15 protein-coding genes are annotated in these 10711 nt (G+C 69.8%); 9 read left to right on the top strand and 6 right to left on the bottom strand.

From position 1 onward, the window contains the following. Nucleotides 1-5 precede the first annotated feature (5 nt). From DW306_RS11050 to DW306_RS11060, 3 genes are read left to right on the top strand one after another with little or no spacing between them, the layout of a single operon-like run. On the top strand, nt 6-1067 hold the full coding sequence (locus DW306_RS11050; RefSeq protein WP_240747157.1) for an LLM class flavin-dependent oxidoreductase: 1062 nt from the start codon (nt 6-8) through the stop codon (nt 1065-1067). Then, entirely contained in the window at nt 1064-2059 is a 996-nt protein-coding gene (locus DW306_RS11055; protein ID WP_136055647.1) for a Gfo/Idh/MocA family oxidoreductase, read from the top strand. Before DW306_RS11050 ends, DW306_RS11055 begins: the two co-directional genes overlap by 4 nt. Further along, the gene (locus DW306_RS11060) at nt 2052-3008 is read left to right on the top strand and encodes an NYN domain-containing protein (RefSeq protein ID WP_136055648.1); all 957 of its coding nucleotides are present in this window, start codon (nt 2052-2054) and stop codon (nt 3006-3008) included. Before DW306_RS11055 ends, DW306_RS11060 begins: the two co-directional genes overlap by 8 nt. Nucleotides 3009-3027: 19 nt before the next feature. On the opposite strand, the gene DW306_RS11065 is transcribed toward DW306_RS11060, so the two are convergent. Both DW306_RS11065 and DW306_RS11070 read right to left on the bottom strand, forming a co-directional pair. After that, nucleotides 3028-4158 (bottom strand): Gfo/Idh/MocA family oxidoreductase, encoded by a 1131-nt coding sequence (locus DW306_RS11065; protein WP_136055649.1) that lies wholly within the window; start codon nt 4156-4158, stop codon nt 3028-3030. Beyond that, nucleotides 4158-4964 carry a sugar phosphate isomerase/epimerase gene (locus DW306_RS11070; protein ID WP_136055650.1) on the bottom strand — a complete coding sequence of 269 codons (807 nt, stop codon included), beginning with the start codon at nt 4962-4964 and terminating at the stop codon, nt 4158-4160. The genes DW306_RS11065 and DW306_RS11070 overlap by 1 nt, the downstream gene beginning before the upstream one ends. A 107-nt stretch (nt 4965-5071) precedes the next feature. Between DW306_RS11070 and DW306_RS11075 the strand changes: the two genes are divergently transcribed. Genes DW306_RS11075 through DW306_RS11085 form a run of 3 tightly spaced genes read left to right on the top strand, consistent with a single transcriptional unit; the run spans nt 5072 to nt 7287 of the window. After that, complete coding sequence (locus tag DW306_RS11075; protein ID WP_136055651.1) at nt 5072-5677, top strand: TetR/AcrR family transcriptional regulator; 606 nt, start codon at nt 5072-5074, stop codon at nt 5675-5677. 9 nt (nt 5678-5686) lie between these two features. Next, complete coding sequence (locus DW306_RS11080; RefSeq protein WP_136055652.1) at nt 5687-6322, top strand: DUF4166 domain-containing protein; 636 nt, start codon at nt 5687-5689, stop codon at nt 6320-6322. Then, a complete protein-coding gene (locus DW306_RS11085; protein WP_136055653.1) occupies nt 6319-7287 on the top strand; it encodes a DUF1731 domain-containing protein in 969 nt (322 codons plus the stop codon). Before DW306_RS11080 ends, DW306_RS11085 begins: the two co-directional genes overlap by 4 nt. Here DW306_RS11085 and DW306_RS11090 read toward each other — a convergent pair. Genes DW306_RS11090 through DW306_RS11100 form a run of 3 tightly spaced genes read right to left on the bottom strand, consistent with a single transcriptional unit; the run spans nt 7284 to nt 8862 of the window. Then, a complete protein-coding gene (locus DW306_RS11090; RefSeq protein WP_136055654.1) occupies nt 7284-7667 on the bottom strand; it encodes a PLDc N-terminal domain-containing protein in 384 nt (127 codons plus the stop codon). The two genes, DW306_RS11085 and DW306_RS11090, sit on opposite strands and share 4 nt — an antisense overlap. A 38-nt stretch (nt 7668-7705) precedes the next feature. Continuing rightward, complete coding sequence (locus DW306_RS11095; RefSeq protein ID WP_136055655.1) at nt 7706-8635, bottom strand: aldo/keto reductase; 930 nt, start codon at nt 8633-8635, stop codon at nt 7706-7708. Nucleotides 8636-8655: 20 nt separating this feature from the next. Continuing rightward, nucleotides 8656-8862, bottom strand: a complete 207-nt coding sequence (locus DW306_RS11100; protein WP_240747158.1) for an XRE family transcriptional regulator — start codon at nt 8860-8862, stop codon at nt 8656-8658. Nucleotides 8863-8980: 118 nt separating this feature from the next. Between DW306_RS11100 and DW306_RS11105 the strand changes: the two genes are divergently transcribed. From DW306_RS11105 to DW306_RS11115, 3 genes are read left to right on the top strand one after another with little or no spacing between them, the layout of a single operon-like run. Continuing rightward, nucleotides 8981-9358, top strand: a complete 378-nt coding sequence (locus DW306_RS11105) for a helix-turn-helix domain-containing protein (protein WP_240747159.1) — start codon at nt 8981-8983, stop codon at nt 9356-9358. A gap of 7 nt (nt 9359-9365) precedes the next feature. Beyond that, complete coding sequence (locus tag DW306_RS11110) at nt 9366-9770, top strand: ImmA/IrrE family metallo-endopeptidase (protein ID WP_136055657.1); 405 nt, start codon at nt 9366-9368, stop codon at nt 9768-9770. 28 nt (nt 9771-9798) lie between these two features. Next, complete coding sequence (locus DW306_RS11115) at nt 9799-10401, top strand: GNAT family protein (RefSeq protein WP_136055658.1); 603 nt, start codon at nt 9799-9801, stop codon at nt 10399-10401. 12 nt (nt 10402-10413) lie between these two features. Here the strand turns inward: DW306_RS11115 and DW306_RS11120 are convergent, their stop codons facing one another. After that, nucleotides 10414-10617, bottom strand: a complete 204-nt coding sequence (locus tag DW306_RS11120) for a hypothetical protein (protein ID WP_136055659.1) — start codon at nt 10615-10617, stop codon at nt 10414-10416. Between the last annotated feature and the right edge of the window lie 94 nt (nt 10618-10711).

The raw sequence follows: 10711 nt of genomic DNA on the forward strand, positions 1-10711 counted from the left end.
GCACCATGCCCATCGATCTCGGATACTGGACGCCCGTCTACGGAGGGTTCCTCCGCAACGTCACCGACGAGGGGCGGATGGCCGCCACGTGGGAGTACATCCGCGAGGTGTCGGTGACGGCGGATCGCCTCGGATTCCACACGACGCTCGTCCCCGAGCTGTACCTCAACGACCGCAAGGGGGTCGACGCCCCGAGCCTGGAGGCGTGGTCGCTGTCCGCCGCGATCCTCGCCGTCACGGAGCGGCTGCGGGTGATGACCGCCGTGCGGCCCGGCTTCCATCTGCCCGCCGTGCTCGCGAAGACCGTCGGCACGCTCGACCGGATCGCGCCGGGGCGCGTGTCGCTGAACGTCGTGGCGGCCTGGTGGGCCGAGGAGGCGCGGCAGTTCGGCGGTCGGTTCACCACCCACGACGAGCGCTACGTGCAGGCGCAGGAGTTCGTCACCGTGCTGAACGGGCTGTGGGAGCAGACCCCGTTCTCGTTCGACGGCGCCCACTACTCCCTCGACGGCACGATCGTCGAGCCGAAGCCGTCCAGCCACCCGGTGATCTTCGCGGGCGGCGAGAGCGAAGCGGGCCGCGAGTCGATCGCGGAGTTCGCGGACGCCTACGTGATGCACGGCGGCACGCTCGAGGAGGTGCGGGCCAACGTCACCGACATGAACGCCCGTTCTCAGCGGCTGCACGGTCGTCCGATCGCCGAGTTCGGCATGCCGGCCTATGTGATCGTCCGCGACACCGAGGCCGAGGCGCAGCGCGAGCTCGACCGCATCACGACCGTCGACCCCGACTCGCCCGGGTACGCCTCCTTCGAGGAGTTCCAGCGCAATTCGAAGCTGTCGCTCGAGCTCACCCGCCGGGAGTACTCGGTCGGCACGCGCGGGCTGCGCCCCAACCTCGTGGGCACGGCCGAGCAGGTCGCCGAGCGCATCCACGAATACGCGGATGCCGGCATTACGCTGCTGCTCATCCAGGCGTCGCCGCTGGACGAAGAGCTCGAGCGCATCGCGGAACAGGTGTTCCCGCTCGTGCCGCAGCGGGCTGCACCCTCTACGCTGAAGGCATGACTGGTCTTCGTTGGGGAATCCTCGCGACCGGCGGCATCGCCGCCTCGTTCGCATCCGATCTGCGCACCGCAGGGCTCGATCTCGTGGCGGTCGGCTCGCGCTCGCAGGAGTCCGCCGACGCCTTCGCCGCACGTTTCGACATCGCCCGCGCGCATGCCTCGTACGAGGCTCTCGCCTCGGACCCGGATGTCGACATCGTCTACGTCTCGACTCCGCATCCGATGCACCACGACAACGCGCGCCTGCTGCTCGAGCACGGCAAGCACGTCATCGCCGAGAAGGCGTTCACGCTGAACCGCGCCGAGGCCGAGGACCTGCAGCGGCTCGCCGCCGAGAAGGGCCTGCTCGTCACCGAGGCGATGTGGACGCGCTACCTGCCGCACATGATCCGCATCCGCGAGATCATCGCCGAGGGCACGCTCGGCGAGATCCGCGCCGTGACGGCCGACCACACCCAGCTGCTGCCCTCCGACCCCGCACACCGGCTCAATGCGCTCGAGCTGGGCGGCGGCGCCCTGCTCGACCTGGGCATCTACCCGATCTCGTTCGTCCACGACATCCTCGGGGCTCCCACGAGCATCCGCGCCGTCGGACGTCTGATCGAGACCGGGGCGGATGCCGAGGTCGCCACGGTCATGACGCACGAGGGCGGCGCGATCTCGACCACCCTGTCGTCGTCCCGCGCCGCCGGCCCGAACGCCGCCAGCATCATCGGCACCGCCGCGCGCATCGACATCGACCGCGTCTGGTACTCCCCCACGTCGTTCCGTGTCGTGCTGCCGGACGGCACCGTCCACGAGGAGTACGCGTCCGACATCGAGGGCCGGGGCATGCAGTTCGAGGCTCTCGCGGCCGAACGCCTCGTCGCCGAGGGCAACCTCGAGGGCGACCTGCTCCCGATCGCCGAGAGCGTCGCGATCATGGGAGTGCTCGACGAGATCCGATCCCAGATCGGCGTGCGCTACCCGCACGAGGAGTCCGACCGTGGCTGAGCCGACGAACGCCCGTGTCGCGGTCTACCTCGACTTCGACAACATCGTCATCTCCTGGTACGACCGCGTCCACGGCCGCAACGCCTACGGCAAGGACCGCCAGCGGATCACCGAGAACCCGAACGATCCCGAGGTCGCCGAACGGCTGAGCCGCGCGATGATCGAGGTCGGCGCGATCATCGACTACGCCGCCTCCTTCGGCACGCTCGTGCTCACGCGGGCGTATGCCGACTGGTCTTCGCCGGTCAACGCCGAGTACCGCTCCCAGCTCGTGGCGCGCGCGGTCGACCTCGTGCAGCTGTTCCCGGCCGCGGCGTACGCCAAGAACGGCGCCGACATCCGCCTCGCCGTGGATGCCGTCGAGGACATGTTCCGCCTCCCCGACCTCACGCACGTCGTGATCGTGGCCGGCGACAGCGACTACGTGCCGCTCGCGCAGCGCTGCAAGCGTCTCGGGCGCTACGTGATCGGCGTCGGCGTCGCCGGCTCGACCGCCAAGTCCCTGGCCGCGGCGTGCGACGAGTTCGAGGCGTACGACTCGCTGCCCGGCGTCGTGCGTCCGACGAAGCCCGCACCGGCGGTCGCCGCGCCGGTCGCGGAAGCCGTCGAGCCCGTCGCCGAAGCCCCGGCAGACGCGCCCAAGGCGAAGGCGCCGCGCAGGGCCAAGTCCAAGGCGGCGGCGGCCAAGGTCGAGGAGCCCAAGGTCGACGAGCAGGGCGAGGCGACGCAGCTGCTCGAGCGCGCGCTGCGCCTCGGGCACGACAAGACCGACGCCGACGAGTGGCTGCACAGCTCGGCGGTCAAGACGCACATGCGCCGGATGGATCCGTCGTTCAGCGAGAAGGCTCTCGGCTACCGGTCGTTCTCGGACTTCCTCAAGTCCCGCGACGACATCGCGGAACTCGAGGAGACCGGACACGAGCGCCTGGTGAAGCTCCGCGAGCAGTAGGAGCCCTCCGCCGCCGTGCTCAGAGCGTGGCGGCGAAGGGGTCGAAAGCGGCGTCGAGCGCGCCGATCTGATCGAGCGTGCTCTCGACGGCGACGAACGTGCGGGACTCCGCGGCCTCCTCGATCGACAGGAGCGTGTCGAGCACGTGGTAGCCGAACTCGCCCGTCGCGACGTGTGCGCGACCGGCCGCGATCGAGCGCGCCATGTCGAGGAGCCCGACTCCGCGGCCCGCGAGCACCCCTTCCTGGACGACGTCGACGATCTCCTGATCGACGAGCTCCTGCCCGAGCCGGAGCGGCCGGGTGATCGAGATCGCGCCGCCGAAGGTGTTCGGGTCGGGGATCACGATCGTGCCCTCGGTGCCGGTGATCTCGACGATCCCCGTGCGCAGCAGCGGCGAATCGGTGCTGTAGATGCTCTGCGCCTGTCCGCCCTGCTCGAAGTCGATCAGCACGCTCAGCGTCGACGGGATCTCGACCGGGAACTCCTGCCCGGCGAGCTCGCCGACCTGCACGCGACGGGTGGACGTGCCCTGCAGACCGAGCGCGGCGACGGCCGCGACCGGACCGAACACGTGCACGAGCGTGGAGACGTAGTACGGCCCCATGTCGAGCAGAGGTCCTCCGCCCTTGGCGTAGAGGAACGCCGGGTTCGGGTGGAAGATCTCCGGGCCCTGCCACTGGAAGGTGGTCTGCGCGAACAGCGGACGGCCGATGTCGCCGCGCGCGATCGCGCGCTTCGCGGTCTGCACCCCCGGGCCGAGCACGGTGTCCGGCGCGACGCCGACGCGGAGGCCCGCGGCATCCGCCTTCTCCAGCAGACCGCGGGACTCCTCGCGGCTCACGCCGATCGGCTTCTCGGTCCAGACGTGCTTGCCCGCGGCGATGATCGCCTCGGAGACCTCGACGTGCACCGCCGGGATCGTCAGGTTCACGACGATGTCGATCTCGGGGTCGTTCAGGACGGCGTCGACGCCGCCCGAGCGAGGCACCCCGTACTTCTCCGCCTGCGCCTTCGCGCGCTCCGCGATCACATCGGCGATCGCGAGCACCCGGACGTCCGGGAAGGTGGTGAGGTTCGACAGGTACTGGTCGCTGATGTTCCCCGCGCCGATGATCCCGACCCCGACGGGGCCGTTGCCCACCGCCATCAGCCGGCCACCTTCTCGTCGAGGTAGACCCGGCTGCGCTCGATGGCGTCGAACAGGTCTCCGTCGTAGTGGTCGAACTCGACGATCGCGAGCTCGAGGGCGGATGCCGCGGCGATGGCCTCGACCAGGGGAACAGTCCCCTCGCCCGCGGCCACCTGATCGGCCGGCGGATAGGTGTTCGCGAGGGCGGGATCGAGCGTGCCGTCCTTGGCGTGCACGGCGATCACACGGCTGCCCAGACGCTCGAGCAGCGCGACGGGGTCGACGCCGCCGCGGGCGACCCAGTACAGGTCGACCTCGAGCACGACGCGGTCGTCGAGCAGGCCCGCGAGCACCTCGAGGCCCGTGACGCCGTCGAACACGGCCTCCAGCTCGTGCGCGTGGTTGTGGTAGCCGACGCGCACGCCGACCGTGGCGCCGACGGCTGCGGCCTCGTTGAGCAGACGGGCGGTCTCCTCGATCTGCGCGACCGACTCCCAGCGTGCCGGCTCCGTGTAGGGGTCGATGACCGTGGTCATGCCGAGCACCTTCGCCGCCGCGAACACCTCAGCGGGCGAGGGCACGGGCACCGTCGTGCCGCTGCCGTCGGGGTTCACGAAGGACTGCGAGGCGAGGAACGCGTGACCGGAGGGGGCGGTGAGCCCGGCCGCCGTGAGCGCGTCCGCGAGCGGTGCGGCGCGACGGACGAAGTCGTACGGCTCGACCGCCGTGAACCCGCGCGCGGCGACCGCGGCGAGCGATCCCTCGAGGTCGGCGTCCAGCTGCTCCTTGATGGTGAACAGCTGGAGGGAGGTCTGAATCGTCATCGGTCTTGCTCCTTCGGTCGTCGGTGACGTGCGGGTGCGCGACCCGATGTCAGCACGCTATCACCAAATACCTCCACGCGGAAGTTTTCATTCGCTAGACTCCGGACATGCCCGACGATGACGAGCGCCCACGCCAGCGCGGCGCCTATGCCAAGGGGATAGCGCGCCGGCAGGAGATCCTCGACCGTGCGATCGAGGTCTTCGCCGAGCGGGGCGCCGACCGCACGAGCCTCCGCGCGATCGCCCGCGAGGTCGGGGTGACGCACGCCGCCCTGACCCACTACTTCGGCTCGCTCGAGGAACTCCTCGTCGCCGTCTACCAGGAGAGCAACTCGCCGGCGCACCGGCACGAGGTCGTCCCCGAGGACGCCACGCCCGTCGAGCGGATGATCGAATCGGCGCGCACCAACCGCGAGGTGCCGGGGCTCGTGCAGCTCTATTCGACCCTGGTCGCCTCGGCGCTGGAGAACGGCCATCCGGTGGCGCGCGACTTCGCCACCGCCAGGTTCGCCGAGCTCCGCACCCGCCTCGCCGACGAGATCCGTCAGCAGCAGGAACGGGGGCGCCTGCGTCGCGATGCCGATCCGGATGCCGTCGCCGCACTCGTCGTGGCCGCCTCCGACGGCCTGCAGACGCAGTGGCTCCTCGACGAGACGGCCCCGCAGCACGAAGCGCTGACGCTCCTGGATCGGCTGCTCCGGCCTGCGGGCTAGGCTCGGAGCGTGACACCCGAGCCGCGATCCCCGTACGCGAGAGCACTCGGCGAGCGGCTCGATGATCTGCACCCGCGGCTGCGCACGTACTTCCAGGCGATCCCCGACGGCTCGGTCGGCGTCGGCGACGGAGTCTTCGACCGCGTCGGCACCCCGCGGCGCTGGCTGTGGCCGATCCTGCGGATGCTCGAGCGCCGCGGCGTCGTCGCGGCGTGCTGGGAGCGGGACGTGCCGTTCCGCGTCGAGAATCGCACCATCGCGTCCCGCGCGATCGGCGAGCGCACCTTCCACCTGAGGCGCGGCACGTGGGTCATGCGCGACGCGGTGACCCTCACCCGACACGGCCGGGTGGTCGACGAGCTCGGCGAGCCGGGCGTGGTCGCGGCCTGTTTCGACCTCGCGACGCGCGACGGGGCGCTGGAGCTCACGAGTCGCGCTGTCGGGTTCCGCCTCGGGCGCGTGCGTGTGCGGGTTCCGCGGCTCCTCTCCCCCGTCGTCCGCCTCACCGAGACCTTCGACGACGCCGTCGACCGCCAGCGGGTGAGCGTGACCATCGACGCGCCGATCATCGGTCGCGTCTACGAGTACCGCGGCAGCTTCCGCTACCGCATCGAGAGCAGCGCACGCGAGGAGTCCACGACATGAGCGCAAGCAAGGTCGTCATCGGCGGTTCCACCGGATTCATGGGCAGCTTCCTGATCCCGCGTCTGAAGGCCGACGGCCGCGAGGTCGTCACCGTCTCGCGCTCGGGCGCCGACGTGCATTGGGGAGATCAGGCTGCGATCGACCGTGCGGTCGACGGCGCCACTCTGGTGATCGGTCTCGCCGGCAAGAGCGTCAACTGCCGGTACACGCCCGAGAACCGTGCCGAGATCTTCCGCTCGCGCCTCGACACCACGGCCTCGTTGAGCACCGCGATCGCGAGAGCGGACGACCCTCCCGCCCTGTGGGTCAACTCGTCGACGGCGACGATCTACCGGCACGCGGAGGATCGGCCGATGACCGAGTCGACCGGCGAGATCGGCTCGGGCTTCTCCGTCGAGGTCGCGAAGGCATGGGAGCAGGCGCTGTTCGCCGACGATCTGCCCGGCACCCGCCGTGTGGCGCTGCGCAGCGCGATCGTGCTCGGTCACGGCGGCGTGCTCGATCCGCTGAAGAATCTCGCCCGCCTCGGGCTCGGCGGCGCCCAGCACGACGGACGCTGGCCGGTGGGCAGGGCGCGTCGTGCCGCCGGCACCGGGCACTTCCCCGGCGCCCGCCGAGGCCGCCAGCGCTTCAGCTGGGTGCATGTCGAGGACGTCGCGCGCATCATCGACTTCCTCGAGCAGACGCCGGAGCTCGAGGGACCGGTCAACGCGGCGGCCCCGAACCCGGTCGACAACGCCGCATTCATGGCGACCGTGCGCCGCGTGCTCGGCGCACGTGTCGGTCTGCCGATGCCGCGGTGGATGCTGGAGATCGGTGCGATCGGCATGCGCACGGAGACGGAGCTGATCCTCAAGAGCCGGTGGGTGCTCCCCGAGAAGCTCACCGCAGCGGGCTTCGAATTCCGCTACCCGACGCTGGAGGCGGCAGTCCGCGAGGCGTTCGATCTCGAGATCGCGGGTTAGGCGGCCGGCCCGGCAGCTGCGTCGCCGCCGTCCTGTCGCCGCCGCTCGATCTCGTCGCGGAGCCGCCATTCCTCGATCTCCCGGTCGAGGTCGGCGATCTGCTGCTCGGTCGTCCGAACATCCACCGGAGGCGCCGGACGCACGTCGACCGGTCCCCGGGGCCGCTCCGCACGCCGCATCCGCGGCATCGAGATGCCGGACTCACCGTACTCGCGGCCGATCGCGAACCAGAGCCCGCTGCCGATCAGCGGGAGCAGGATCACGATGATGATCCACACCATCTTCGGCAGGTGCTTCACCTGGGAGTCGTCACGCGTGATGATGTCGATCAGCGCGCCGATCATCAGGGCGATGACGAGGAGCGAGAACAGGAACGGCATGAGTTCAGGGTAGACGACGGCGGAATCCGCCGCTCGGGTTATGGGAGCAGGTGACCGGCGGCACGGAACAGCTCGTACCACTCGGCGCGGGTGAGCTCGACGTCTGCCCCCGCGGCCGCATCCCGCACGCGCTGCGGTGTCGTCGTGCCGAGCACGACCTGCATGTGGGCGGGGTGCCGCGTGATCCAGGCGGTCGCGATCGCGATCGGCGTGACGCCGTACGATGCGGCCAGCCGGTCGATGACGACGTTGAGCTCGGCGTACTCGGGATTGCCGAGGAACACACCGGTGAAGAATCCGCCCTGGAACGGCGACCAGGCCTGGATGGTGATGCCATTGATGCGGCAGTACTCGACGATGCCGCCGCCGTCGCGGACGACGCTCTGCTCCTCACCGGCCATGTTCATCGCCACGGGCTGCGCGAGGATCGGCGCGTGCGTGATCGACAGCTGCAGCTGATTCGCGATCAGCGGCTGACGCACGGCCGTGCGCAGCAGGTCGATCTGCCGAGGCGTGTGGTTCGACACCCCGAACGCGCGCACCTTGCCTGCGGCCTCGAGCTCGTCGAAGGCGCGCGCCACTTCTTCCGGCTCCACAAGGGCGTCGGGACGGTGCAGCAGGAGAACGTCGATGCGGTCGGTGCGCAGGGCGGAGAGCGAGCCGTCGACCTGGGCGACGATGTGCTCGTAGGAGAAGTCGAACATCCCCTCCTTCGGCACGATGCCGCACTTGGTCTGCAGCACGATCTCGTCGCGCTCGGCGGCGCTCAGCTGCAGCGCGTCCGCGAAGCGGGATTCGCAGTGATGCATGCTGCCGCCGTAGATGTCGGCGTGATCGAAGAAGTCGATGCCGGAGTCGCGCGCGGCGGCGTAGAGATCGCGGATGTGGGCGTCGTCCTTGTCGTCGATGCGCATCATTCCCGCGACGACGGCGGGGGCGGTGGCGGATCCGAACGGCACTGTCTTCATGCCGACCACGCTACCGCGCCTCAGCGGCCGGTCGGCCTGGCGCTCGGCGTCAGCGCACTGACGGGAACGCCCAGGGCCGCGGCGATGTTGGCCAGATCGACCATCGTGAAGTCCTCGTGCTCCTCGAGCTTCGAGACGAGGTCATCGCAGTCGAGACCCGACCGGAAAGACACCCATCGCACCGAGCGATCGGACCGCCGGATCTCGGTCACGATCGCGGACGCCACCAAATGACGCTCATTCGTCCCCATCCGTCGACAGTAGCTCCTTGCATGCGGTCGATCAAGCGCCGAATGAGCCAATATGACGGCATACTGGCTTCACACCGGTGCTATGGTGAGCCAGATGGAGACACCTGCCGACCACTTCAACGCGGCTGTCGGCCGCCAGCTGCGCGCGGAGATCGCCGCATCCCGGAGCAGCATCGCTGCGATGGCGCGGACCATCGGCATCGCCCGCAGCGCCCTCGACAACTACGTCACCGGCAAGCGGGCCATCCCCGTTCCCGTCGTCTATTCGGTCTGCGCGGCTCTGGATCTCGAGCCCCATGTGCTGCTCTCCCGCGCCGAGGAGCGACTCCGCGACGACGACGGGACGCCTGTCGCCCGCGTCAGCATGCTCCGTCGAACCCCCGATGTCGCAGGGCAACGCGAAGATATCCCCGAGGTCGCGTTCGAATCGCGCCTCCGGCACGACGCCGACACGGACGACCTCTACGAATAGGGGAATCATGCACATGCTCCTCCGCCTCGCCGAGGAGCACGGCGTGCGCATCGTCGAGCGCCCCGGACGCACGCGCGGGGGCTTCGAACCGTCTTCGCGCACCATACGCCTCGCGCCCGGCATGAGCGCGCGCACGACCCGCAGCGTCCTCGCGCACGAACTGGGTCACGTCATCCTCGGGCACGTCCCCTCCACGGTGCCGGCAGTCCGTCGCCAGCAGGAGCGCCAGGCCGACGAGTGGGCGGCGTGCCGGCTGATCACGGCCTCGGCCTACGCGCAGGCCGAAGACGCGCGCGGGCCGCACCTGGCGAGCCTCGCCTTCGAGCTCGACGTGACGATCGAGCTCATCCTCGCCTACCAGCGTCGGCTCCGGCGGATCGGTGAGAACGACCTGCGGTTCACGGCGGCGTGACGACATCGTCCGCTGATTGAATGGCTGCATGGCTTTTCTCGTCTCACCCGCGCCCGTCACCCTGACGGGCGAGCTCGTCGAACTCCGCCCGCTCGACCGCTCTCACGTCGACGGTCTGGTCGATGCCGTGGAGGAGGGCGATCTGTGGAAGACAGCGTGGTACACCTCGGTCCCGGCGCCCGACGGCGTCGCCGCAGAGGTCGGCCGACGCCTCTCGCTGATCGACAAGGGCGAGATGCTGCCGTTCACCGCTTTCGACGCCTCGGGGCGCATCCTCGGGCTGACCTCGTACTACGACATCGTCGCCGACGTGCCGCGGCTGCACATCGGATACACCTGGAACCGCCCGTCCGCGCACGGCACGGGCACGAACGCGGAGTCGAAGCTGCTGCTGCTGCGACACGCCTTCGAGACTCTCGGGGTGTTCCGCGTGGGTTTGACGACGCAGTGGGTGAACTTCCAGTCGCGGGCGGCGATCGAGCGTCTCGGCGCCAAGCAGGACGGCGTGATGCGCGCCATGAGCCGCTACCGCAACGGTGCGCTGCGCGACAGCGTGGAGTTCTCGATCATCGAGCCGGAGTGGCCCGCGGTGAAGGCCAATCTCGAGGCGCGGCTCGCTCGGCGGCGTTGACGCCGCCGGCGATCACTCGGTCGGGCTGCCCGACCAGTTGTCCTTGCGACGGGTGGCCGAGCCGCGCTGGCGCATCATGAAGGCCAGCGAGAGGCTGGTGAGGAGAAGGCCGGCGATGAAGACGATCGCCTGGAAGTCCTCGAGCGACTGCGCGAGAGCCATCACCCAGATGCCTCCGAGGAAGAGGATCAGGAAGAAGATGAAGCTGAGGATCACGGGATCTCCTGTCGTTGCGGCCGTCTTCTAGAGTACCGGTGCCGGCTGCGACTAGCGCACAGCGCGAGCGGAGGAAACCCCCTGGGCCGGGCCC

It is taken from the genome of Microbacterium sp. K24 (assembly GCF_004794465.1).
Taxonomy (GTDB): domain Bacteria; phylum Actinomycetota; class Actinomycetes; order Actinomycetales; family Microbacteriaceae; genus Microbacterium.